24 protein-coding genes are annotated in these 24,413 nt (G+C 51.1%); 11 read left to right on the top strand and 13 right to left on the bottom strand.

What is annotated here, in order from left to right; translation table 11 throughout:
- Positions 1 to 43: 43 nt before the first annotated feature.
- A complete protein-coding gene (locus L1D43_RS14900; RefSeq protein WP_239852778.1) occupies positions 44 to 187 on the bottom strand; it encodes a hypothetical protein in 144 nt (47 codons plus the stop codon).
- 1 nt (position 188) lies between these two features.
- Complete coding sequence (locus L1D43_RS14895) at positions 189 to 584, bottom strand: hypothetical protein (RefSeq protein WP_239852776.1); 396 nt, start codon at positions 582 to 584, stop codon at positions 189 to 191.
- Between the two features lie 254 nt (positions 585 to 838).
- Here L1D43_RS14895 and L1D43_RS14890 point away from each other — a divergent pair, with 254 nt between their 5' ends.
- Positions 839 to 1,147: a hypothetical protein gene (locus L1D43_RS14890; protein ID WP_345773710.1), complete on the top strand. Its 309-nt coding sequence runs from the start codon at positions 839 to 841 to the stop codon at positions 1,145 to 1,147.
- A gap of 68 nt (positions 1,148 to 1,215) precedes the next feature.
- Here the strand turns inward: L1D43_RS14890 and L1D43_RS14885 are convergent, their stop codons facing one another.
- The 5 genes from L1D43_RS14885 to L1D43_RS14865 form a co-directional block, all read right to left on the bottom strand.
- Positions 1,216 to 1,581, bottom strand: coding sequence for a hypothetical protein (locus L1D43_RS14885; RefSeq protein ID WP_239852774.1), 366 nt, complete (start codon positions 1,579 to 1,581; stop codon positions 1,216 to 1,218).
- A 78-nt stretch (positions 1,582 to 1,659) separates the two neighbouring features.
- Complete coding sequence (locus L1D43_RS14880; protein ID WP_239852772.1) at positions 1,660 to 1,992, bottom strand: hypothetical protein; 333 nt, start codon at positions 1,990 to 1,992, stop codon at positions 1,660 to 1,662.
- A 93-nt stretch (positions 1,993 to 2,085) separates the two neighbouring features.
- Positions 2,086 to 2,496, bottom strand: coding sequence for a c-type cytochrome domain-containing protein (locus L1D43_RS14875; RefSeq protein ID WP_239852770.1), 411 nt, complete (start codon positions 2,494 to 2,496; stop codon positions 2,086 to 2,088).
- Between the two features lie 205 nt (positions 2,497 to 2,701).
- A complete protein-coding gene (locus L1D43_RS14870) occupies positions 2,702 to 5,776 on the bottom strand; it encodes an efflux RND transporter permease subunit (RefSeq protein WP_239852768.1) in 3,075 nt (1,024 codons plus the stop codon).
- A gap of 3 nt (positions 5,777 to 5,779) precedes the next feature.
- Positions 5,780 to 6,862, bottom strand: a complete 1,083-nt coding sequence (locus L1D43_RS14865) for an efflux RND transporter periplasmic adaptor subunit (protein ID WP_239852766.1) — start codon at positions 6,860 to 6,862, stop codon at positions 5,780 to 5,782.
- 189 nt (positions 6,863 to 7,051) lie between these two features.
- Here L1D43_RS14865 and L1D43_RS14860 point away from each other — a divergent pair, with 189 nt between their 5' ends.
- Positions 7,052 to 7,996, top strand: coding sequence for a LysR family transcriptional regulator (locus L1D43_RS14860; RefSeq protein ID WP_239852764.1), 945 nt, complete (start codon positions 7,052 to 7,054; stop codon positions 7,994 to 7,996).
- 196 nt (positions 7,997 to 8,192) lie between these two features.
- Here the strand turns inward: L1D43_RS14860 and L1D43_RS14855 are convergent, their stop codons facing one another.
- Positions 8,193 to 9,560, bottom strand: a complete 1,368-nt coding sequence (locus tag L1D43_RS14855) for an MATE family efflux transporter (protein WP_239852762.1) — start codon at positions 9,558 to 9,560, stop codon at positions 8,193 to 8,195.
- A 226-nt stretch (positions 9,561 to 9,786) separates the two neighbouring features.
- Here L1D43_RS14855 and L1D43_RS14850 point away from each other — a divergent pair, with 226 nt between their 5' ends.
- The 3 genes from L1D43_RS14850 to L1D43_RS14840 all read left to right on the top strand — a co-directional run bounded on the left by L1D43_RS14850 (position 9,787) and on the right by L1D43_RS14840 (position 13,686).
- The gene (locus L1D43_RS14850; RefSeq protein ID WP_011864277.1) at positions 9,787 to 10,077 is read left to right on the top strand and encodes a co-chaperone GroES; all 291 of its coding nucleotides are present in this window, start codon (positions 9,787 to 9,789) and stop codon (positions 10,075 to 10,077) included.
- A gap of 48 nt (positions 10,078 to 10,125) precedes the next feature.
- Entirely contained in the window at positions 10,126 to 11,775 is a 1,650-nt protein-coding gene (gene groL / locus L1D43_RS14845; RefSeq protein ID WP_239852759.1) for a chaperonin GroEL, read from the top strand.
- A 711-nt stretch (positions 11,776 to 12,486) separates the two neighbouring features.
- A complete protein-coding gene (locus L1D43_RS14840) occupies positions 12,487 to 13,686 on the top strand; it encodes a RelA/SpoT domain-containing protein (protein ID WP_239852757.1) in 1,200 nt (399 codons plus the stop codon).
- 91 nt (positions 13,687 to 13,777) lie between these two features.
- Here L1D43_RS14840 and L1D43_RS14835 read toward each other — a convergent pair whose 3' ends face one another.
- Positions 13,778 to 14,815, bottom strand: a complete 1,038-nt coding sequence (locus L1D43_RS14835; protein ID WP_239852755.1) for a nuclease-related domain-containing protein — start codon at positions 14,813 to 14,815, stop codon at positions 13,778 to 13,780.
- Positions 14,816 to 15,234: 419 nt separating this feature from the next.
- On the opposite strand from L1D43_RS14835, the gene L1D43_RS14830 reads away from it, so the two are divergent.
- From L1D43_RS14830 to L1D43_RS14820, 3 genes are all read left to right on the top strand, one after another.
- A complete protein-coding gene (locus tag L1D43_RS14830; RefSeq protein ID WP_220044101.1) occupies positions 15,235 to 15,471 on the top strand; it encodes a helix-turn-helix domain-containing protein in 237 nt (78 codons plus the stop codon).
- Between the two features lie 2 nt (positions 15,472 to 15,473).
- Positions 15,474 to 16,775, top strand: coding sequence for a HipA domain-containing protein (locus L1D43_RS14825; RefSeq protein WP_239852753.1), 1,302 nt, complete (start codon positions 15,474 to 15,476; stop codon positions 16,773 to 16,775).
- Positions 16,776 to 16,871: 96 nt separating this feature from the next.
- Positions 16,872 to 17,276 carry a hypothetical protein gene (locus L1D43_RS14820; RefSeq protein WP_239852751.1) on the top strand — a complete coding sequence of 135 codons (405 nt, stop codon included), beginning with the start codon at positions 16,872 to 16,874 and terminating at the stop codon, positions 17,274 to 17,276.
- Between the two features lie 66 nt (positions 17,277 to 17,342).
- Here L1D43_RS14820 and L1D43_RS14815 read toward each other — a convergent pair whose 3' ends face one another.
- Positions 17,343 to 18,089 (bottom strand): outer membrane protein OmpK, encoded by a 747-nt coding sequence (locus L1D43_RS14815; RefSeq protein WP_239852749.1) that lies wholly within the window; start codon positions 18,087 to 18,089, stop codon positions 17,343 to 17,345.
- A 274-nt stretch (positions 18,090 to 18,363) separates the two neighbouring features.
- Here L1D43_RS14815 and L1D43_RS14810 point away from each other — a divergent pair, with 274 nt between their 5' ends.
- A complete protein-coding gene (locus L1D43_RS14810; RefSeq protein WP_239852748.1) occupies positions 18,364 to 19,056 on the top strand; it encodes a TetR/AcrR family transcriptional regulator in 693 nt (230 codons plus the stop codon).
- A 57-nt stretch (positions 19,057 to 19,113) separates the two neighbouring features.
- Here L1D43_RS14810 and L1D43_RS14805 read toward each other — a convergent pair whose 3' ends face one another.
- From L1D43_RS14805 to L1D43_RS14795, 3 genes are all read right to left on the bottom strand, one after another.
- Positions 19,114 to 20,106 (bottom strand): FAD:protein FMN transferase, encoded by a 993-nt coding sequence (locus tag L1D43_RS14805; RefSeq protein ID WP_239852745.1) that lies wholly within the window; start codon positions 20,104 to 20,106, stop codon positions 19,114 to 19,116.
- Between the two features lie 72 nt (positions 20,107 to 20,178).
- On the bottom strand, positions 20,179 to 21,018 hold the full coding sequence (locus tag L1D43_RS14800; RefSeq protein ID WP_239852742.1) for an NAD(P)H-dependent oxidoreductase: 840 nt from the start codon (positions 21,016 to 21,018) through the stop codon (positions 20,179 to 20,181).
- A gap of 302 nt (positions 21,019 to 21,320) precedes the next feature.
- A complete protein-coding gene (locus L1D43_RS14795; protein ID WP_239852740.1) occupies positions 21,321 to 21,977 on the bottom strand; it encodes a Qnr family pentapeptide repeat protein in 657 nt (218 codons plus the stop codon).
- A 416-nt stretch (positions 21,978 to 22,393) separates the two neighbouring features.
- Between L1D43_RS14795 and L1D43_RS14790 the strand changes: the two genes are divergently transcribed.
- Together L1D43_RS14790 and L1D43_RS14785 are read left to right on the top strand one after the other, a co-directional pair.
- The gene (locus L1D43_RS14790; protein WP_041510889.1) at positions 22,394 to 23,575 is read left to right on the top strand and encodes a BamA/TamA family outer membrane protein; all 1,182 of its coding nucleotides are present in this window, start codon (positions 22,394 to 22,396) and stop codon (positions 23,573 to 23,575) included.
- A gap of 2 nt (positions 23,576 to 23,577) precedes the next feature.
- Positions 23,578 to 24,366, top strand: coding sequence for a hypothetical protein (locus L1D43_RS14785; protein WP_239852739.1), 789 nt, complete (start codon positions 23,578 to 23,580; stop codon positions 24,364 to 24,366).
- Positions 24,367 to 24,413 lie beyond the last annotated feature (47 nt).

Raw genomic sequence — 24,413 nt, 5'->3', positions numbered from 1 at the left:
ATCGCGGGGCTTTTTTATGGTCTAAATTTGCCCGAGCCGGCGGCTAGAGGCGCTGCACCGAGTCGAGGAAATTACGGGCGGTCTGCTCTTCGCGGCTGGACTGATAGCTGGCCATCAAGAGCAGTAGGTGGTCGTCGATGATATAGATGTGTTGCAGCATGCGCAGATCGTCCTTGGGCATCCGCATCTCAACCTCGTAGCCGCGCATGCCATTGGTGTTGATATAGCCCTTGCTTAAGGATCATCTCCTCGAGAATGCTGGCCACTTCAGGCCCCGCCATGCTGGTGTATTTATCCAAATCATAAGGCAAGAACTCCAAGTCCTCTGGTTCTAAATGCTCCATCGACGACTTGAAACTCATCACGAACATGGTGAGCTTGTCGTCGCTGCTTTTCTGGGTATTGAGGGACTCGAATTCCACCTGGCTGTTTTGCTTGTGCAGCACTTTAGGGTCAGGCAGCAGCTCGAGGCTCACCGGCACCGACGCCAGGCGGTAGGTTTGTAGCGGGTAGGGGGCAAACCAATGCTGGTAGCCGAAATAGAGCGCAGCCACCAGGGCCGCCAGTTTGATCAGGTGCGACATGCTTATTTCCTTGTCTGCTTAGCGCTGGGCTAAGGGTTATCCGTAACGCGTTAATTTGTCGTGCCAGCCATATTTGCCCCGCTGGCACCCAGTCAGTTTACCCAGCGAATCGTCAAAATAGCAAATTTGCTGCATGGGGCCGAGGCCGGCAAAAAGTGTAACAAATTGCAAGCCTTAGTGTGATCTTGTTCAAAAAATGTGTGGTTTAGGTTAGTATCTTTGTTAGCTAATTGTGGTCAATAAGATTGGAGTACATGATGAAGTTGTTAGCCAGCACGACCTTAGCTTTAGCCTCTCTACTACTTACTACTCAGGCGTTTGCCGAGAGACCGGATTTCTCTAAGACCGCCGCGGCAAGAGCCGATTATCGCTTTTCCGACAACCCAGGCGCCAAGCAGAATCTGGTGCCGCAATCGAGCAGTCGTCACGATTTTTCCAAGACGACCGCCGCCAACAGTGAGTATCGTTTTGCCGACAATCCCCCCGCAGATGAAACTGAGCCTGCGTCGAGATCTACTCAACACGATTTTTCGCGAACCCAGGCGGCAAGCAAACAGAGCTAAAGATGATTTGAGATCACCGAGGAGCCGATTAGGCTCCTTTTTTTATGGCCAGCTTTTATGGCGAGAGTTTATGTTTCCTGATTCAGGGCTTCTTCACGCATCTGCTTCTTGCCCTGGCGATAGGCATCCAGAATGCCGATGAGCCAGCCGAGGATGAAGGCCCAGGTAGCCACCTCGATCCACAAGGCCTCGTTTCCCTGAGGTGCCTGGCTGATGGCGGCGTAGATGGCGCCATAATCCAGGGGGAACTCTCCCGATAGGATCTTATCCGACACACTCGTGGCGCGATTGACCGCCTGATACAAGAGGTAGGCGAGGCCGCTGAGGCTAAGGCAGGAGATGAGCGTGCCTGCGTTATAGCGCTTGAGGTAGAAGTGGCCCGAACCTGGGCAGACGAAGGCCGAAAGCAGGGTGGCGATGATGGCTTTATTCATAAGGCTCTATTCATAAGGTTTGCTGCTGAGTCGTGTGGTTACAGGACTGTCGTTATTGGCATTTTTATTATGGGTAAGCTATTCCAGATCGATGCGTCTGATGGCGGCCCTGAGATGCTCGGCCCTGGTGCGCATCGCCTCGGGAGCCGCATCGCCACTGGCCGCCAGCTGGCTCTCGACGCCGCTTAGTGTTTGCACCAGCCAGCCACGCACCATCACATAGTAGCGCGAATCCGTGCCGTAGCGGGCGATCACCTCAAGGTGCTCGGGAGAGGGGACGGCGATAGCTTGTTGCAGCGCCTGCACCATGACCCCTAGCCGTTGTTGCTCCACCTCTGTTTGGCTGGGCGTGGCTACGCATCCCGTCACTAGGCTGGCGGCGAACAAGAAGAGGAAAATCTGACGACCCATAGGTTTCAACTCGGTGGCTTAAGGGTGAGTTTGATGATAACAGAATTTAGTAAAAAGCCACCGCCCGGAGGCGGTGGTTAGCAGAGTAGAAAGCTAGTTCTGTTTGGCGCCTTCATCTATCCAACGTTTGATCGTGGCGATCTGCTCGCTGCTGAGGGGCTTTCCTTCGCCTTGCGCAAATTTATCACTGTGGTGAGGGGGCATCTGGATCTTGCTGTCGACCTTGTGATCGATCGCCAGGTAGAGGGTGCTTGAGGCGGCGCTGCCGGGGACCACGACGGGGCCAAGCTGGGTGCCGCGCATCACGCCCTCATAGCTATCCAGTGCCAGATGGGTTTTTGCCATGCCTTCGCCTGCACCCGAATGACAGCTGATGCAGGAGGCGTTAAGTATGGGCTGTACCTGAGATGAGAAGCTCACCGGCCGCTCACAGCCCAGTAGCGCCGTGGTGGCTAGTGCCGCTACCAGTAACAGGCGCCTGTCGATGGAGTGATGAGCATACATAGTATCCTCCCGATAACCTTACATTGTTTACGGTTTAAGTATAGTCCCGTCGTGCCTGATCCTCCTGTGTGACGAGTGAGACGAGGCGCCTGTGGTGAGCGGGTGTAAATCCAGCTTGCCGCTAATCCGAGATGAACCAAAGAAAAAGCCCGACTCTTTCGAGCCGGGCACGCCGGGAAGCGAATTGGAAAGGGGTGAAGCCCGCCTAGGCGCGCTTAGGCACCTTGATGCCGAACACTAGCGTGTAGGTCACCGGCAGCACCACCAGGGTGAGCACAGAGGCGAACCCCAGGCCGAAGATGATGGTGATCGCCATGGAGCCGAAGAAGGCGTCCGGCAGCAGGGGGATCATCCCCAGCATGGTGGTGATCGCCGCCATCAACACGGGGCGCACGCGGCTCACCGAGGAATCGAACACCGCCTGATAGGCCTGCTTACCCTGGCTCAGCTCCAGGTTGATCTGATCTACCAGGACGATACCGTTCTTGATGATCATCCCGGTAAGACTCAGCAGGCCCAGCAGCGCCATGAAGCTGAAGGGGGCGTCGAACAGCAGCAGGCCTGAGACCACGCCGATAAGCGCCAGGGGCACGGTAAACCAGATCACCAGGGGCTGCCTGACCGAGTTAAACAGCAGCACAGTTATCAGGAACATCGCCAGATAGCCCATTGGAATCGAGCTAAATACCGACTGCTGCGCCTCGCTTGAGGTCTCGTATTCGCCGCCCCATTCCAGTTCATAACCGGCAGGCAGGCTGATGGCCTCGACTTTGTCACGTAGCTTTCTAAACACCGAATCTGCGGTCTCATTGCTGCCGTTGACCGGATCGGCGAGCACAGAGATCACCCGCTTACGGTCGCGGCGCATGATCAGCGGGTTCTCCCACTCGGTGGCAAAATCGCTGACGACCTGAGAGATGGGCACGAACACATTGTTTTCTGTGCTCCACACCTGCAGCGCCGAGATGCTGTCGGCATTGAGACGCTCATCGGCCGGTGCCCGGGCGATAATCGGCAATAGGTGGCTGTTCTCGCGGTACAGGCCCACCTGCTTGCCGCTGAAATTCGTCAGCAGAGCGTTATCCAGGTCTTGCTTGCTGATGCCGGTTTCGCGGGCCTGAGCCAGCGCCAGTTGCGGCCGTACCAGGGTCACCTGATTACGCCAGTTGTGGCGCACGCTGGTGGCGCTCGGCTCGGCGAGGAAGAGCTCGCTGGCCTGCTGGGCCAACTGCCGCAGCACCTCAGGGTCTTCGCCGTAGAAGCGCGCCTCTATCTTGGCCGCCGGGCTTGGGCCATTCTCCATATACTTGAAGCGATATTCCGCCTCGGGATAATGCTGTACCAGATCCTGCTCTAGCCTGCGCATATAGGCGTTGAGGGTCTCCAGGTTGCTCATCTCGATCAGCAGCTGACCATAGGCTGCATAGCCCTTCTCCGGCACATAGGGCAGCACGAAGCGTTGGGCACCCTGGCCCACCACGCTGGTGATGTTCACCAGGCCGGCATCTTGCTTCTGCTGCTCCGCCATCAGGTCCTGCTCGATACGGCCCAGCAGGGCCTCGGTGGCCTTGATGTCGCTGCCCTCTGGCATCCATACATCCACGAAGAAGATAGGCGTGTTAGAGGCCGGGAAGAAGACGTTCTTCACCTGACCAAAGCCCATGACAGAGCCTACCAAGGCCAGCAGCACGACCAGCAGGGTCAGACCGCGAAAGCGCATCGCCAGGCCTAGGCTGGCACGATAGAGCTGGAACAGCCAACCCTTGTAGGGGTCGCTATCGGCCTCGTCTGGGATCTCGCCATCCTTAAACAGCAGATCGCAGAAGAAGGGGGTCAGGGTCATGGCGGTGATCCAGCTGATAAACAGTGAGATCAGCAGCACCAGAAACAGGGAGATACAGAACTCACCCGTGGCGTTATCCGACAGACCGATTGGCGCGAAGGCGATGATGGCAATCACGGTTGCCCCCAGCAGTGGCCACTGGGTCTGGGTGATCACCTGCTTGGCGGTCTCCAAGCGCGACTGGCCGCGCTTGAGGCCGATGAGGATCCCCTCGGTCACCACGATGGCGTTATCCACCAACATCCCCAGGGCGATGATCAATGCCCCCAGTGAGATGATCTGTAGTTCGATATTGAGCACCTGCATCATGATGAAGGTCCCCAGAATGGTGAGCAGCAGTACCAGCCCCATCAGCAGGCCAGATCTCAGCCCCATGAAGATCAGCAGCACGCCGATGACGATGGCGATCGATTCCGCCAGGTTCACCAGGAAGCCGTTGATGGTTTGATCCACCATCTTGCTCTGATCATAGACTGTGGTGAGTGTCATGCCTACGGGCAGCTCGTCGCCGAGCTCCTGCATCTTGAGGTTGACCGCCTCACCCACCTTGACCACGTTGACGCCGCTGGAGAAGGCGATGCCCACAGACAGCGCCATGTCGCCGCCGCTGTGATACAGGTTACTTGGGGTCTCGTCCATCGCCTTGTAGATGTTGGCGATATCTCTCAGGTAGATAAGCTTGGCACTGCCGGGCGCACTCACCACCAGGCGCGATAGCGCCTCGACGCTGTCGAACTCGCCCGTGGGGTGGATGCGAATACGGTTGTCGCCCACGCGAATGCTACCCGCGTTAGAGACCACGTTCTGGCTGTTGATCAGGCCATAGATATAGTCCTGGTTCAGCCCCAGGGCGTTGATCTTCTGGGTGGAGATCTCCACCACCACCTGCTGGTCGACGATACCGGCTATGTTGACCCGCTTGATGCCGTCGACCAGCACCAGCTCACGGCGCAGAAAGTCGGCGTAGTTTTCCAACTCGCGCTCGCTATAGCCGTCGCCGCTGAGGTTGAGCAGAATGCCGTAGACATCGCCAAAGTCGTCGATCACCTGAGGCGTCATGGCGCCACTGGGCAGACTCCCCTGGGTATCGCTTACCTTACGGCGCACCAGATCCCAGATCTGCGGCAGCTTCTCGGCATCATACTTGTCTTCCATCTCAATCTGGATCTGCGACAGGCCGGCGCTGTTGATCGAGGTGATATGCTTCACCCCATCGAGTTGCTGCAGCGCGTCTTCCAGTGGCAGGGTGACCTCTTCTTCCACCTGCTCGGGCGAGGCACCAGGGTAGGCGGTGACAACCAGCGCCTCCTTGATGGTAAATTCTGGAAATTCAAGCTGCCCCAGGCTGAGGAACGACAGGCTGCCGCCAATCAGCAGTAGCAGGGCAAACATCCAACTGATCACCTTGTGGGTGATCGAATACTCGGCAAAATTCATCGGTTAAACACCTCGTTGCCAGCGCAGAGGCTTGACCTGTTGATGTTCGCTGAGCTGGGCCACACCGGCGACCACCACACGGTCGCCCACCGTCAGGCCCTGGGTGATCTCTATGCCCTCACTGGTGACCTTACCCAGGCTCACCTCGCGGGAACTCACCTGGCCCGTGCCCAGATCATAGGTCCAAACGATAGGCGTGCCGTCCTGATCTCGCTTGAGCACGGCGCTCGGCGGCACTACGGTGCTTTTCTTGTCGGCATCGGGGCCGGCAATATCCAGCACCAGCTGGGCGCTCATGCCCGGCAGTACGCTAAATTCGGTCGGGGTCGGCAGGGTAAACACCACCTCATAGCTCTGGGTACCCGGAGTGACCTGGGTGGCGAACTCCTTGAGACGCGCGGCATACTGCTGCTCTGGATGGTTGCTAAAGGTCACCATGGGCAGCGAAGGCGAATGGGGATTAAAGGAGGTCACGCGGCTGGCCAGCGACTCGGGCACCTGGATCACCACGTCGATGAAACGATCTTTCTGTAGCACCAGAATCGGCTGGTTGGCCTGCACTATCTGGAAATTTTCTATCTTGGTCTTGGCGACCGTGCCGCTGAAGGGCGCCTTGATCACCGTATAGCTCAGCTGATCCTGGGCGCTGGCCAGGTTGGCGGCGCTGGATTTCAGCTGCGCCTTGGCTAAGTCATATTCCGCCTGGGAGATCAGCGCCTGGCGCAGCAGCTCACCCTTACGGTTAAAGTCGGCCTGGGCCAGCTCATGATCCGCCTCGCGGTTGAGCAGGTTGTTGCGGGCGTCTCTGTCGTCCAGACGCGCCAGCACTTCGCCCTTGGTGACACGCTGACCATCCACCAGGGTGAATTCGACCAGCTGACCCGACAGGCGGAAGGAGAGCTCGGCCTGCTTGGTGGCGGCCACCTTGGCGGGGAAGCTTCTCAGGGTGCCGCTACCTAGCTCGGTGATCTCCAGCAACTTAACGGGGCGCACACTGGGCGGGGTTATCTCGGCAGATTCTGTGCTGCAACCAGCAAGTACTAGAGTCATTACGAGTAGTGAAAGTGAGGTTGTCAGGGGTTTCATATCGTAAACTCCATTAATTGTGACAAGGTGTATCTCATGGCTGGCTAAGATAGCAGCGCGATACATCTATTAAAATGGAATTATGTGGAACTGTGGGTTCCATAAAATGAAACGATATTGACTTGATTTAGCCTGACGTGTGTGTGCAAAGTAATAGGCAATCAGGTTTAGCGTGTTAGTGAGTCAGTGATGAAAACCGAAGATATTGCCCTGTTCCACCGTATCGTTGAGACGGGTAGCCTGGTCGAGGCGGCCGATATACTCAATGTGCCTAAATCGACCCTGAGTCGCCGTCTGCAGGCGCTGGAAGATGAGCTCAATGTGAAGCTGTTTCATCGCCAGAGCCGGGCCATGACCCTCACCGCCTCGGGCAGTCATTTCTACAATAAAACCACGCCCTTACTGGCGACCCTGGAGCAGACCTTCTCAGAGCTGTCGGGGGGCGAGGCCGCTGTGTCTGGACACCTGCGCATACTGATCTTTCCAATCCCTGAGCTCCTGCACATCACCCACGCGATATTCGAGTTCATGGATCTCAATCCGGCGCTGACGGTGGAGATCATCGTCAGCTCAGAGCCCAAGGATATGATCCGCAATAATATCGATCTGGCCTTCATGCTCGAAGATGCGTTTAATGAAAATGAGATGGTGGCGCGCCACCTGATCAGCGAAACCATACACTTCTTTGCCAGCCCGGAATACCTGGAGAGGGCGGGTAAACCGACTAAGCCGGAGGAGTTACCCGAGCATAATTCGATCCTGTTCCGTTATCCCAACGGTAGGATCTTCAACGAAGTCCCCTTCGGTAAAGACAGGATACTGTCGGTGTCGGGTAACCTCTGCGTCAACAGCCTCGATACCTGTTTAGAAGCCGCTCTGATGGGGCGGGGGATCGCCATGATGCCGCTGCCGATAGCCCAGGAATATGTGGAACAGGGCAAGTTGGTGATGCTATTTGAAGATATCGAACCCTATGAGGGTAAGTGCTTCCTGGTCTATCCGTCGCGGCGTTTCATCAGCCTCGCCAGCCAGCGCTTCATCGACCACATGATGCGGGCGTTAGAGGAGTGCATTCAAAGCGGGGCCTGTGACCGCGAAGCCAGAACCAAGGGTGTGATCAAGCCGCTCTCCTAAGCTGGCATTGATGACAACTCGGCTCGAGAAGGCCGATAACCGAGAGCCATCATCAGGCTCTCAGGTATCATTGCCAGTGCTACCGACCATACCAGCTAAAACACCATCAGCCGCGACTCAATTCCTCTTAGAAAACCTTTGCCAAACATGGCGGAGGCGCTAACGCTTGTAGAGCTCCACATGCTTAGGCGCTTAGCTAACGCTTGTAGATCTCCACATGCTTAGGCGTGGTGTCAGGTTCTGTGATGCGACTGGCCAGGATATAACAGGCGATGCCCATCACGGCGTTGGTGACAGGTAGCGCCAGCAGCAGCCCCTTCACCCCGCCCAGATAAGAGCCCAGCGCCGCCAGCGGCAGCAGGAGCAGAAACAGGCGGCAGAGGTTAAGCACCAAGGAGCTCATGGGCCTGTGGTAGGCGTTGAGCGAGGTGGCGGTGAGGATCACCATGCCCAGCGGGCCATAGGCGGCGGGCAGGGCGATGATGTAGAAGCTGAGCCACTCGATCACCTGGGGATCTTTACTGAACAGCTGGGCGATAGGGTTCGCCAGCAGCGCCAGCGGCAGATAGATCAGGGTCTGGAATACTAGCACGAAACGCAGCGACAGCATGAGGGCGTCGCGGGCGCGCTCCGTCTGTCCCGCCCCCAGATTTTGGGCGATGAAGGGCACCAAGCTGGAGGAGAGCGCCATCACGGCGATCAGCAGTACCGACTCCAATCGGGTGCCGGCGCCGAAGGCCGCCACCGCGCTGTGGTCGATGCGCGCCAGCATGGCCATGATGATGGCGTTAGCCACAGGGTTGAGCAGGTTCATCAGCGCCGCCGGCTGGGCGATATGGGCCAGCTGGCGCCAGTTGCAGTGAATCCGCTCAAGGTTAAATTCGGCAAAGTCCACCAGGTTACGCTTGATGATCAACAGGTATCCCGACAAGGACAGCGCCACTATCCAGGAGACCAGGGTGGCGATGGCCGCGCCCTGAATTTCCAGGCGTGGGAAGGGGCCTAGACCGAAGATCAGCAGCGGGTCGAGCACCAGGTTGATCAGCGCCGCCAGCGCCATGATCTTGGCCGGTGACTTGGTATCGCCGGTGGCGCGCAGCCCCTGGTTACCCACCATCAAGAGCACCAGCAGCGGCGCCCCCAGATACCAGAGAAACATATAGTCGCGGATCAGCGGCAGGCTGAGTTCGTTGGCCCCCAGCAGGCTAAACAGCGGGCCGATAAACAGGCTGCCCAGCAGCGAGATGGCGGCGATCAGCCAGAAGGTGATCAGCAGGGCGTCATGGAGAAACACCCTTGCCTTGGGGCTGTTGCCGCTGCCGATGAGGCGGCCAAGATTGGTGGAGACCCCGGCGCCTATGCCGATGGCTATGCTGGAAACAATCAGGGTGACCGGAAAGGTAAAGCTGATGGCGGCCAGGGCTTCTGTGCCTAACTGGCTGATAAAAAAAGTGTCTACAAGGCTGAACCCAAGAATGGTGAGAATACCAATCAGGTTCGGGAGGCTCATATTTAGCAGTACACGACCGATTGGCTGACTGAGCAGCCCGTGTCTGTCTCTCATGTAAGTGAAATGCCTAGGTAACAGAAGGAGGGCAATTCTATCAGGAATGGCTGATCTTTTATAAAACCCAGTTAAAAAAAATCAGATTTTTTTTGTAAAGCCCTTGGATCTCAGCAACCCCATCCCCATATATCGAACATCCCGCGGCGAAAGCGAAGTCGCCGCACTTTTTTTTGATAAACCGCCAACGTTTGTTGGGCAAAAAAATCATTAGGAGAGTCCGTAGATGAATATTCGTCCATTACATGACCGCGTCATTGTTAAGCGTTCTGAAGTTGAATCAAAATCAGCCGGTGGCATCGTACTGACAGGTAGTGCAGCCGAGCAGTCAACTCGCGGTGAAGTTCTTGCTGTAGGCAATGGCCGAATTCTTGAAAATGGCACTGTGCAGCCACTCGACGTAAAAGTGGGTGACATAGTGATCTTCAACGAAGGTTATGGCGTGAAGAAAGAGAAGATCGACGGCCAAGAGGTCTTGATCCTTTCTGAGTCAGATTTAATGGCTGTAGTGGAATAATCCACTCAATATCCCGTTTAACCAGAATTTTATTAAAGGATACAGAACATGGCAGCTAAAGAAGTTTTATTTGGTAATGATGCTCGCGTAAAAATGCTTTCGGGCGTAAACGTACTGGCTAACGCAGTTAAAGTCACCCTGGGCCCTAAAGGCCGTAACGTAGTGCTAGACAAGAGCTTCGGCGCACCACTGATCACCAAAGATGGTGTATCGGTTGCTAAAGAGATCGAACTAGAAGACAAGTTTGAAAACATGGGCGCGCAGATGGTGAAAGAAGTTGCTTCTAAAGCCAACGACGCCGCCGGTGACGGTACCACCACTGCAACCGTACTGGCGCAAGCTATCGTGACCGAAGGTCTGAAAGCCGTTGCCGCTGGCATGAACCCAATGGATCTTAAGCGCGGTATCGACAAGGCAGTTGTGGCTGCTGTTGCCGAGCTGAAGACACTGTCTCAAGAGTGTAGCGACACTAAGGCTATCGCTCAGGTAGGTACCATCTCTGCTAACTCTGACGAGTCTATCGGTGAAATCATCGCAACTGCGATGGAGCGCGTGGGTAAAGAAGGCGTGATCACCGTTGAAGAAGGTCAGGCGCTAGAGAACGAGCTGGACGTGGTTGAAGGTATGCAGTTTGACCGTGGTTACCTGTCTCCATACTTCATCAACAAGCCAGAAACCGGCAGCGTTGAACTTGAAAACCCATACATCCTATTGGTTGACAAGAAGATCTCTAACATCCGTGAGCTACTGCCAATCCTTGAAGGTCTGGCGAAAACTGGTAAGCCACTGATGATCATCGCCGAAGACGTCGAAGGCGAAGCCCTGGCGACGCTGGTTGTGAACAACATGCGCGGTATCGTTAAGGTTGCTGCGGTTAAGGCACCTGGTTTCGGTGACCGTCGTAAGGCGATGCTACAAGATATCGCCATCCTGACTGGCGGTACTGTGATTGCCGAAGAGATCGGCCTAGAGCTTGAAAAAGCCACTCTGGAAGATCTGGGTACGGCTAAGCGCGTGGTTATCACCAAAGATGACACTACCATCATCGACGGTACCGGCGAGCAAGAGCAGATCTCTGCCCGCGTTGCTCAAATCAAGATCCAGGCTGAAGAGTCTACTTCTGACTACGACCGTGAAAAACTACAAGAGCGTATGGCTAAGCTGGCCGGCGGTGTTGCAGTGATCAAAGTCGGTGCCGCTACCGAAGTCGAAATGAAAGAGAAGAAGGCTCGCGTAGAAGATGCACTACACGCGACTCGCGCCGCCGTTGAAGAAGGTGTGGTTGCCGGTGGTGGTGTTGCCCTGGTTCGCGTTGCCTCTAAGATCGGTGAAGTTGAAGTGGCTAACGAAGACCAGAAGCACGGTGTGACTATCGCACTGCGCGCCATGGAAGCGCCACTACGTCAGATCGCCACTAACGCAGGTGAAGAAGCCTCAGTGGTTGCCAACAACGTTAAGAACGGCTCAGGTAACTATGGTTACAACGCCGGTAGCGACGTATATGGCGACATGCTAGAAATGGGTATCCTTGACCCAACTAAGGTGACTCGTAGCGCGCTACAGTTCGCTTCATCTATCGCGGGTCTGATGATCACTACCGAAGCTATGGTTGGTGAGATTCCACAAGAAGCTGGTGCCGGCGATATGGGCGGCATGGGCGGAATGGGTGGTATGGGCGGTATGGGCGGCATGATGTAATTCTAGCTGGTTAAAATCGTCTATAGCGGCGTTATCTTGCCACTCGTTTAGACAGCTAAACGTCGCGGCAAGATGCCTTGCTCTAAAACGATTTTTCCTGCGCTAGAACATCTGTTCCATAGGCCTGAGTGCTTAGCTAAATCGCTAAGCACAACACCTAAAAAGAAAATCCCTGATACTTCACAGTGTCAGGGATTTTTTTGTATATAGGGGGAGAGTACGCTGCGTTGCTTCATCACATGAATGTAAGGTATTAGCAGTGTACTAAACGTTGCGGTAAAGCGCCTTGCTCTAACAAGATTTATCCCACGTAAAATGCTCTGCTGGTCTAAGCTTAACAGCCTGAAACTAAGTAAAAAAACCGATACCTAAGGGGGGCGGTTTTTATGTCTGAATTTTTTATAAGGTAAATTAGTAGGATAGATGTTTTTGAGTCCATTGCATACGTCTAATGCAGCTGGGTCTGAACCTTTAGTTTAGGGGGCATATTTTAGATGTGTCTACCTAATTCAGTAAAACTTGATACATTGGATTATCTGGGAGTGCTTCAATGTTATTTTTATGATTTTCATCATCAAAGCCTTTAGATGTTTTTATATTTAAATAACAGTTTTTAACATATGGTATAAATATAAACAATAAGTCTAATTGAATTTGTTATGTAACTGATTGTATTATTGTTTGATATTTTTGTATTTACATGGTTGTTAGATGATTGATAGTCGAGTGCGTTCTGTTGAAGAAATAAAAAAACCTTCGGGAAAGCAAGTTTTGAGGGCCGGAGAGTGTTTGATTAATTCAGATACCTATCTTCCACAAAATGAGGATAAATTGAACGAGGCCTTCAGTGTTCTGTCTTATTGGCGATTTAGTTATGAGAAACCATTGGAGAATGCTTTAGACAAGTTGCAACCAGCTGTTAAAGAAATTGATGAAAAGGCTATTTTTGCTAAAAGATTAAAAAGATTTCCATCTATAGTTCTGAAGCTAAGGCGTTTTCCTAAAATGAACTTAAAAAACATGCAGGATATCGGTGGCTGCAGAATCGTTTTAGGTAACAGTAAGAAAGTCGCTCAAGTTTCAAGAGTTCTAAGGAAAATGCCAGAGTTTAGATGGGATGATGGATTTCGTATTAAAGATTATATTAAAGAACCAAAGGATGATGGATATAGAAGCTTGCATATAGTGGGAAGATTTCCAGACTTATCTGGAAGAGATAAAAAAATAGAGGTTCAATTAAGAACAAGAATTCAACACTATTGGGCGACAGCTTTGGAAATTATTGACTTGTTTACTAAGCAGTCTTTAAAAACAAATCAAGGTCAGAAAATGTGGAGTGATTTTTTTATTAATGTTAGCAAGCAGTTTGCAATCATGGATAATATTCATTTGTTTGAAAGTTTAAGTGATAAAGATAAAAAAATTCAGTACATTTCTCGACTAATAAATGATAAAGAATCGTCAGAATCTGTCCTATCTATTTGTGAAAACACTAGGAATCTGAAGGTGGCAGATAAGCTAAAGGCATTTGCTAATTCGTTGAAAATTATCGGTGAGGAACTAGATACTATTGGAAAGGAAGGCTATGTTTTACTTGAGGTAAATATTTTGAATAAATCTTTGACTTATACTCATTTTAGTGAGGACGAGTCTAAAGAAGCGCAGGATATATATACCGAAACAGAAAAAATTACAGCTGATAAGGATTCTAATGTTGTAGTTGCATTAGTGTACGCAAATGCCGTTGGTGGTATAAGGGAGGCATACCCTAACTTTTTCGCTGATTCATCAAAATTTAGTGAACACCTAGAATATATAATGAGTGCTGAAAACATATTCAGGCAGAATTTCTTTGCTAAACTCCTGAAAAAAGCAAACTTAGCTGACTCCTGGGGAGATGTTTCACGGTGAAGATTAGAGTGGTAAAAATGGGTGGTAAAAAGTGGGGGCAGAGTAAACTTTATTAATACCTGAGTCGATATTCGAATTTCGTTTGGTAAGCCTAAACCACCTGCTGATTAAAGCTGCATTCTTGGCAGTGTAGCGTGTAGGTTTCTCGCCTTTTCTGTACTCGGGTATGCTTGCTTTGGCACTGGGGACACTCCTGTTTCATGGGCGTGTTTTTAGTGCACTGGTTGCAATGGATGTAGTATCCGTACTTACCATACATTGGCTTGTAATTAGCTGATTCCCCACAGTGCTTACAAAGCAGTTTTAGTTGTGGGACTGCATCATGCTGACGAGCTTGGTAAGGGGGATGGGCCTCTTGTAGCTGCATTATGGGCTGTGGCTGAATCGCCTCTGAATCTATAATAATTTCGCCTTGTTCTAAGTTTTTATGTTTCCACGTAGCCTGCTCGCTAGCTTCGTGCTGTTCTTTCGAGTGCTTGTTATCGAAGTCATGGCTAATCAAGAAATCGGCGATTGAGTTGAGTTCATCTTGGCTAAAGTCGGGTCGGGTATCGGTAAAATTAACCAATCGTGTAAACTTGCCCTTGAGATTCATTATCTCGTTGAGTTTGTCGACCAGGAACTCGGTTTTCACTAGTTTTTCTGAGACCTGCTTAGGTATGGTGTCGCGGTTAATTATTGCATCGCTCGATACGGCGCAAAGATGATCCCATCCTCGTAACCTGAAGCCCTGCTGTTTGATGCCCAATAGCTTACCGAGAATTTCACTTCTGTGATGCGTTAATAATTGCAGCAAAAGCGCCTGTTGGAGTTCGACTTGTTTGATGGGCGATGCCATACCAAACCAATTGCCCTGGTGGCTGCGAGTCCACTCTTCCTGTTGGTTGACTTTAACCTGACCTTTGATGCTCTTTGACTCGATTAATACAAAACCATAGGTGTAGATAATCAGATGGTCGATCTGCGCCGTTTCATCGTTAAAACTGAACTTAAAGTCATTGATGACCAACACTTGGGGATGATCTTTGAAGGCGCGGCGTAGAAAGAAAGCAACGTCCTGTTCTTGCTTTTGTCCAGCATAGGCTTGTGCGGAATGTACTGTTTGAAGTGATTTGTTTTTCAGAATCATTTATCAATTGCATCCATTCACTGCTCAATAATGAGCAAACTGATAATGGGCAAGTGTATCTGATTTCATCTAGGTGACAAAGCATTGAAGAATGTTCAGGATTTTCTATGTGGATAAAGAATATGCGTTAAGAGCTAATGTTGCTGTTGTTGATAACCAAGGCGCAGGTGCTGTTCGTAGGGATAATGCTGTTGGTCCTAGGGCTTCGATAACACTTTCTCATTCTGTACGACTCAAAAAGTGTAACAAGTGACACTTTTGGCCCATTTGCTAACTTGAACAGATTAAAGGTGTATGATGTTACACTTTTTGGCTGTTGATCTTGTTAATACTTAAAAAGTGTATGTTGCTACACTTTTATGTTGAATCATCCCTTTATCGTGGCTAAAGTGTAGCAAAGTACACTTTATGGTGATCTTATGAGCTCCTCGTTAAACCAAGATTCGTTGGGATTACTGATTAAGACCCGCAGGAAGGAAGCGGCGCTGACTCAAGAGGTGGCGGCAATGTTGTGCGGTGTCACTAAGAAAACCCTGATTCGTGTCGAGAAGGGGGAAGATGTCTACATCTCTACCCTATTCAAGATACTCGATGGCTTGGGGATTAGGCTCGCTGTCGAGTCAAAGTCGGATGCCGGTTCAAGTGAGTGGTACTAGCTATGGCCGAATCACCAATCCTTGTGTTAGAAATGCTTCTCGGTGACCAAGTCATCGGTGAGTTGTCATTTAATCCAAGCGATGAGCGTTTTGCGGTCAGCTACACCCAAGCCTGGCAGCAAAGCGGTTTTCCATTATCACCTATGATCCCTTTGGATGGTTCGGGTAGCAGTACGCAAATTGCCATGTTTCTGGTTAATTTGCTGCCTGAGAATAAGGGGCTCGATTACCTTGTTGAATCGCTTGGTGTTACAAAGGGCAATACCTTTGCGCTCATCCGGGCCATTGGCCTAGATACTGCGGGTGCCATCGCCTTTTCTTCTAAAGGTTCAGCATTTCCACCGACAAGATTCCGGGCTATCAGTGACGATGAGATCGTTCAGAGACTGGAAGCTCCTGACTACTGGCCAATGGAGATTTGGGATGGTAGACCTAGGCTGTCGGTGGCTGGGGTACAGTCTAAGTTAAATCTCTTCTTTAACGGTGAGGAGTTTGGCTTCGGCGAAGGAGCGCTGTCATCGACACATATCCTGAAATTTGAACAGCATCCGCATCTGGTCATCAACGAGTTCCTTACTATGCGCTTGGCTAAGGCGCTGGCCTTGAATGTCGCGAATGTCGAGATTCGTTGTTTTGGTCAGTATAAATCCTTGTGTGTCGAACGTTTCGATCGTCGCTATCTGGCCGATGAAAACAGGGTGCAGAGGCGGCACATTATCGATAGTTGCCAAGCCCTTGGTTTTAGCGTCAACAAGAAATATGAACGTAACTTTGGTAGTGGACGGGATGTCAGGGATATTCGTGAAGGTGTCAGCCTGCCAAGGTTGTTTGGTCTTGCGAATCAATGTATTAATCCGGCTGCAGCCAAGCAGGATATGTTGCGGTGGACGCTCTTCAATTTATTGAGTGGCAATGCCGATGCCCATGGGAAAAACTACTCGTTTTTTATGACGCCCAGCGGTATGACGCCTACGCCTTGGTATGACCTAGTTTGCGTGGCCTTATATGAGGATTTTGAACAAGAGTTGGCAATGGCGATAGATGATGAGTTCGATCCCAATAAGATCTATGCCTATCAACTTGCCGCCTTTAGCGAAGAGGTGGGATTACCAAGAGCCTTAATCGTAAATAGCCTGGATAAGATGGTAGTTAAGATAAGGCTCGAAATTGATGGTGTCATCGCCATGCTCAAAGACTTGGACGAAGATGAGCAGGCTTTTGTGGAGGCATATAAGGCACAACTACTGGCCAGATGCGAACGTTATTCGGCGATCGCTCCTGACATCAAGGCAATTGCGCTTTAACCTGAACAATTATCCATTTTTAAGATTTGCCTCAGCTTGCCTAGGTAGCATGGTGACTGTTTTGTATCTGGAATGGTTATCAAGGGAGCGAGCATCATGGGAGAGCGGCATTTAAACGGGACTAAGCGTGGGCCTTGGATGGCGATTGGGGTGAGCTTGGCCGTGGTGGGGCTGATCGCGCTGCTGATCATGATGATGCCCAAGGGCTTTAAGGCGACCCATGAGGAGATAGGTCAGGGGACGCCTGCCCTAGTGTTTGTCTACGACCCTAACCTGGCGGTGAGCCATACCCAGACAGAGCAGATGAACGAGGCGCGTGGTCATCTTGGCGATAACCTGGTGTTTCTGCTGGCCAGAGTCGGCACTCCAGAGGGCGACCAATTGATTGCTAAATACCGGGCGGGCGCCGCCGAACTCCTGCTGTTCGACGGCTCGGGTAAGCTGATTAAGCGCCAGCTCGGCGGGCTAGACGCCAATCAGCTAATGCGTTGGGTACGCTAACAATCTCATGGTTTCCCTAATATAGTTATCGGGATTATTGAATGAGTTTGTTTGGTGTGAATGTGGTTATAAATGGTATTTCACTAAGAATGAGAAGGTGTTTTGGTCTATCCCTTCTACGCCGTATTTGTTTAGCCATAGGTCATACTCTATCCCGACCAGCAGTTTGCTGGGTTGATTAAACATGACCTGTCCCAGGTCATACTTTATCTGGGGATTTAGGTGGAAGCTGTCTATATCTGTGTCGGTATTAAATACCCAATCGATATAGCCGTCGATGATGAGGCTGCTGTTGCCTACGGGGACCTCAAGCATGAAAGAGGGAGATAGCTGCCATTCATTGTCGTCCTGGCCACTGTGTAGGGGATGCTTCTTGTAGCTGTTGAGCTTCACATATTTAAAATAGGGCAGATCGAAGTCGATGCCAACACCGTAGAGTAAGGTTTCAAGCGGACCCTCTCCTTCTTCTAATTGCAATGCCAGTGAGAGATCTTTAACGATCGAAAAGCCAATATCTGTGTTGAAGATTTTGTTGGCGCTGAAACGTGTGGTGATTTCGCCATAGGTGGTATTGCTTTTTCCGACATCGCTGCCGTTGAAATAGGTCAGGTCTTGAAATGCGAACCAATCGCCGTAACGCCAGCCTCCTGCGGTTTCAAAGGTGAATGTTGTCTGCTTATCCGACGGGGCTAGATCATAGTTTTCGCCGTAGAGTGCCGAAGCACTAAGATCCCACCAGTGGATCAACGGAGTGGATTCTGCGTGTACCTGGGTGCTGCAGACCAAAGCTATACATGCGTAAAGGGTTTTCATCTCATGACTCCTAGGGGTAAAGGTTTGTACAGCAACAATGAGGCTAAATTTGATATTGGTTTGATGTCGCTGAACATTGTTGACTTCATGGGTAACTCTAATGAAAACGCAAAATATGTTTCATCTTTAAATGTTGTTTGATTTTCTTATTGTGATGTTGTTTTTATTATTTCTGCTAGATGTGAATATTTTTCGTTTTTATTTGTGACTGGGTTAATGGTGACTTTTTCATGGTCTGTTAATATGTGGGTGTTACCGTGATTGAGCGAAGGCCATGAAGTCTAAGAAATATAGTGATAGAGAGGTTTTATTACTGAATGAGGCAAAGCGCCTTATTGAGACGCAGGGGGTGATGTCTTTTCGTTTCTCTGAATTAGCAAGTGTTGTTAAATGTAGCGTAGGCACATTGTATTCCCATTTTACTAATAAAGAAGATCTGTTCTTAGCTATTCAAACTCAAAATCTTGAGCGTCATCTATTACACTTTCCAAGTTTATTTAATTGTGAACTCACCCCGGCGGAGATCTGGTTGGCGATCACCTTGCTACCCTTCTGGCATGCGAAGCAGACTGGTCTTGGCACTGGGGTGCATGTCATGGCCGAGTTGCCATCTTTGCTGCATAGGGCTAGCAGTGGACGAAGACAGGCATTTTTAAATAAGCTTAACTCTTGTTGTCTAGGTATTGATGCATTATTAAAAAGAGCTAAGGCTGCAGGTGAACTATATAGTTGTAGCGATGAAATTGCATTAGTCCGCACAAGTGTTGTTTGTATTCAGCGTGGTGCTATGGCGCTATCTGATGTTGAAATATGTGGCAATAATCCACGTCTATTAGACGAGCATAATTTTGCCAGGTGTTTATTTGGTTGTATTAACCAGCTTGAGTGGAAAAGACCATTGAATAGTGATTCTTATGCTAAGGTTATTAAGCAAATTAATCGGATTGTTATGATTTACGATGAATGAGTTTCTGCTTTTATCATGAATTAAAATGATGCTGGCATCTAATAGTGATTAAGTTTTCTATTCAATAATGTAATCTTTAAATCCACCCGCATAAAAAACGCTGAATTGTTCGTCCCGCCTTTCTATTATCATTACTGGTAACGCTTTTTCATTTGCAAAGGCCAACGCTCGCTGGACTCCCATTACCGATAAGGCCGTAGCATAGCCGTCAGCATACATACAGCTGGGGTGTAGGACGGTAACCGATGCAATATGGTTGGTAATAGGTTTACCAAGTTGCGGATCGATCAGGTGACTGTAAACCTTGTCCTGATAGCGATAGAAGTTGAGGTAGTCTCCAGAAGTCGCAATCGCGAGGTTGTTGGCACGGATGATTTGTTGAATCTGCTGCTGTTGAGCATCGGGTTTGAGGATGGCGATTTTCCATGGTAGTCGCTGCTGATTAAGCCCCTTAAGCCTTACCTCGCCGCCAATTTCGACCATATAGTCTTCAATGCCGTGTTGCTCGAGAAGGTGGGCGATGCGATCGACGCCATACCCCTTCGCAATTGCCGAGAAATCGAGTGTGGCACCAGCAACTTTCTTCGTGAGGTGCTGGTTTTGTACCTTGAAGCTACTTAGTCCCATCTTAGATTGGGCATGTTTGATCTGGCTGTCACTGGGTATCTTAGCTATCTGATGTGGGCCGAATCCCCAGAGATTTACCAGTGGTGCCGCCGTGACGTCTAAGGCCCCTTGAGTCTGTCTGTATAGTTCCATTCCCGCATCGAGAATCTTGCGAAAATCATCGCCTATGGTGACGCTCTGGTCTGGATTGGAGCGGTTATATTTTGCGATTTGTGAGTTCGATTGATAGGTGGATACCTGCTGATTGAGCGCGGCAAGTGCCGCGTCGATCTCTGCTTGTCGTGCCTTTGGAGAGCTGGAGATCCACTTGATGTGATAGACAGTGCCCATGGTGTCACCGCTAATGCTATGAAGCTGTTGAGCCGCGGCGGGAAGAGCGCAGCAGAGGCATAAGTAGAAGGCGACGAACAGGTGACGCGACATAGGTGACTCCTTTGATGAATCGCCCCGCACTCGCCTATGGTTAGGTGGGGGCGATAGTGACGCTAAGTGAGACTACAGGAACACCTTGTCTAGGTGTTTGGTTAGATCTTGACGTAGTTGTTTGATTTCACTTTGATAGTTATCTGAGTCGTTCTTAGGCGTACGGTCGTTCATGAAGCGACCGAGGTTTTCCATGCCCCACCACGACGAGGTGTCGTCATCGAGTACCTTGAATGCCTTCATATAGCTTTCCCATTTCGCATCATTGATTCCGACACCATCACCTATGTAACCGCGCCCGCCACCTAGGAAGCCGCAGTTCATGATGGTATACATGCCTTTGCCTTTTAGCAGACCAACCGGGCCTTTAGCGCCGCTATCGTAGGCAAATTTTTTGGAGAATACTCTTTCCTGGTACCCCTTAATCATGGCGTTGGGTGTATCGTGCCAGTTGGTGTAAGAGAAGATTACGTAATCGGCTCGCTCAATTAGTGCCTGCTCATGCGCCACGTCTTCTTGGGGCTCGCCGATGCCGTCTTTCTGGAAGTAGAACTCCTCTTTGTGTAATACGGGCTGCCACTCCATGGCATATAGATCTCGCACTTCTACCTCGATGCCTTGGGCTTCAAGGTGAGCCATGGCGGTGTAGGCGAGGTCCATGTTTACGCTGCGTTGACGAGGATCGGCTAACACAAATAGAGCCTTCTTGGCGTCGGATTGGCTAAAGCCTTTAGGAGTATATTGTTGCAGGTACTCTTTCTGCACTAAAGAAGCGGAGGTAACTGCATCTATGTCTGTCACTTCTACTTTGGCTTTCTTGGCCGTTGCGGCAGACTTGCCATCATGTTTGTCGGCAAAAACAGGGCTAGCAAATAGCGCGGTAATTGTTGCGGTAACGAGTAGTTTTTTCATTGAATAGTCCTCTGGCACTTGTCGTTGTGATTAGATTGGACTGACTCATGAGGTGGTACAATTACTGCTAAAAGAATTGCTTTCAATGTTTGATGGCGGACAATAAAGCGGCAGAAAAACTGAAAAAAAATCGTATTTTGTAGCCAGTTATTGATTCCGTTCACAGCCGCCGGTGATAGAAAAGGCAAGATTAACCTGGAGCGACAGTATGCCTTGTTCCAGAAGAGTTGCTCCTGAGAGATCGCCGATAGCGATGGCCCTAATCGATAAGATGCTTGTCGGTCATATTGTCTTGATGAAAATTAGTCAGGCATCACGACTATTCCTAGTGGTTCTAGTAATTGCTCCGTCTGCCAGGCACAGATCTTCACGCCTTCCAAGTCGACACTTCTGATGTCGAGCCCCTCAAGCTCGGCATGGGTGAGGTCACACCCGCGTATGTTCAAGTTCTGCCAGCAATCTTGAGAGAAGCTGCCGCGACTAAGATCCGAGCCCATCAACGAGGCACCGTTAAGATTGGCGCTGCGCCAGTTGTTTTCAAATAGTTCGCACTTTTCCAGGCATTGGTCGTTCAAGTTGGCGTAGGCGAGGTTGCAGCCCGTGATGTAGGCGGAGCAGAAGTACACAGTATGACTGATCTGGTTGTAAAATCGGCTGCGGGAAAAGTTGGCGCCCTTAAGATCGCACTCTCTGAATTCGATGCCAAAACAGTTGGCACCGGCAAAATTGGCCAGAGAGAGTCGGCAAGCCTTAAAACTCGCATCACGCAGGTCGGCGAAGTTAAAGTGACAGCCTTCTATGGCGCCAGGTTCGATGAAATGACACTCTTCGAAGCTGGCATCTCGCAGGTTGGCGTGGCGAAAATCGCACTGGTAGAAGTGGCAACGTCGAAAACGGCAGTCGCTCAAGTCTTGGCGCGAAAAGTCCTGCTGTGTAAAAACTTTGTCGATAAGATCCATACTTACTCCTCAAATAAACCGCCTGCACCTTAGCACTCAGATGTTCAATTTTCACCAAAATTAAACCCTTTAAAATCAGTATTTTAAAATGTGCTCAAATCGCGATGCTAAGGGGGCAAAACGGCATCCTAAGCCACGTTCGGCATCGAATCGGTATGAACGGGTGGTGAAAAAAGTTTTTAGCCTTAGTGCGTTTGATTAAATTCGACTCAATTCAGGCGGTGAATCGTATCTTCGCGGCACTTTAGTTGAACCATTGGCGGCATTTTTGAACATTTGTTAATCGAAAAAGTCGTTGTTGAACGGCGCTGGGGTGGTAAAATGCCGCTCGGCTTTGGTGCGGCCGTGGCCGAACTTGGGGTCACCTCGCGAGTGCCGAGCTTATTTCTCTTTTTCCATTACTGATTCGAGTGTCTATGAAACGGATTTTATGTTTGTCCCTGCTGGCCTGTTCTAACCTGGCGTTTTCTAACCTAGCGTTTGCCGTCGACCCCCTGATTGAAACCCCGAAAGATATGCCGCCGACCTGGGTGGATGAGATCCTCGACGTGTTTGGCGCCGACGGTGAGTTTGACGACAGCAAGACCATAGACATGAGCTATCTGCCGACTGCCTATTACACGCCGGAGAAGAAGTTCGGCGTGGGTCTGCTGATGGTGGGTCTGTATAAGACGGACGGCGCGGCGCCCGAGGAGCAGCCTTCCTCACTGGTGCTGAACTCCTTCGTGTCGATGAACAACTCCTACGGCGTCGAGGTGGAGAACATGACCTTCTTCAACGGCGGCAAGCAGCGTCTGCTGCTGGGCCTGGAGCTGCACAACGAGGCGTCTGTCTATTACGGACGTGGCATAGCAGATGGCAACATAGACAGCAATCATCATGAGTTCGACGAGCAGCTCTACAGCTTTACGCCGCGCTGGATGACTCAGCTGGCCGACAACTATTTTGTCGGCGTGGGCGCCGACTTTACCTACGCCAGTGCTGACAAGTTCACTCGGGTGGAGGGCGACCTGCCCCTGCCATCCGATGGCATACTGCCCGATAACCTGAGTTCGGGTCTGGTGGTGACCAGCATCTATGACTCGCGAGACTATCGCCTCAACGCCACCCAGGGTTGGTTGTTGCAACTGGACGCGGGTTTGTATCAAAACAGCGAGTACGACAGCTTTGCCAAGTACGATCTCGAGTTGGCGAACTATATCGATCTCAGCACCACCTCTTTACTGAGCGGCATGCCGGGGCTGATTGCCTGGCAGGTGCAGGGTCACTTCACCAGTGGTGACGTGCCCTGGAACATGCTGCCGGATCTCGGCGGCTCAAGTGCCATGCGCGGCTACATCAAGGGCCGCTACCGTGACAAGCAGATGATGATGGGGCAGGTCGAGTACCGTCTGCCTATCTTCCAGCGTTATGGCATGGTGTTCTGGGGCGGTGTGGGCAGCGTGGCCGACAAGGTGAGCGAGCTCAATGACGAGCTGTTGACCACCTACGGCACAGGCTTCCGCTTCAAGCTCAAAGATAAGATCAACCTGCGTCTGGATATTGGTGTCGGCGAGAACGAGACCAACTTCTACCTCAACGTGAACGAAGTCTTCTAGTGATGCTGTTGCCGTTCGCTCTGCCTGCCCGATTGTGTCTCAACGTCAAGTTTTTGCTGGTCGCCTCGGTTGTTATCTCCGCCCTGGCGACGAGCCAGCCTGTGCAGGCGGGCGAGACTCAGCTCCATGATGCACAAGATAAAAAGGCCCAGTGCACGCGCCGTGCCGAGTACGATATCTATCTTAGCGGCATACACACGGGCACCATGAGCCGCACCGAGCAGTGGCAGGGCAAAAGCGCCGTGGTGACCTCAGACAGTGAGGCCAGCATCTTAGGCATAGGCACCCGCTACAGGCAGAGAGCCGAGTTAACCTGGTCAGAGGCCACCCAGGAGTGGATCACCCAGGCGTTTCATCAGCAGGTGAGCGGCTTTCGTGCCCGCGACATGCGGGTAGAGTTTAGCGACAATGGCCGCGCCTCACGGGTAGACTTGGATGGTGAGGTAACCGACTATCGCTCACCGGAGAAGGCACTGCGCGACGTGGACACCCTGGCGATCGAGATGCGCCGCTTGCTGTTAAAGGGGCGACACCAGTTTGCCCTGATTCGCCAGGCCTCGGATGCCATGGAGCCCTATCAATTCTATGTAAAATCCCCTCAGCCTTTACAGCAGACTCCCTGGGGTAAGCTGACCTTAGTGCCGGTGGAGCAGACAGGCGCCGAAGAGGTGACCTACTACTTCGCCCCCGAGCTGGATTATCAGCTCATTAAGGCGCGCTATCACGGCATCCTGCTGCAGGGGCTTATCGAGCTCAATCACTACAGCTCGAGTTGCGACTCAACCTCATAGGGCCCAGCCGCAACTATCATTTGGGTAAGGCTTTAAGCGTCAATAGG

Origin of the sequence: Shewanella sp. Isolate8 (assembly GCF_022398495.1) — a bacterium.
Lineage (GTDB): Bacteria > Pseudomonadota > Gammaproteobacteria > Enterobacterales > Shewanellaceae > Shewanella > Shewanella aquimarina.
Note: the sequence above shows the minus strand (reverse complement) of the source record. Positions and strands in the feature narration are given on the sequence as shown.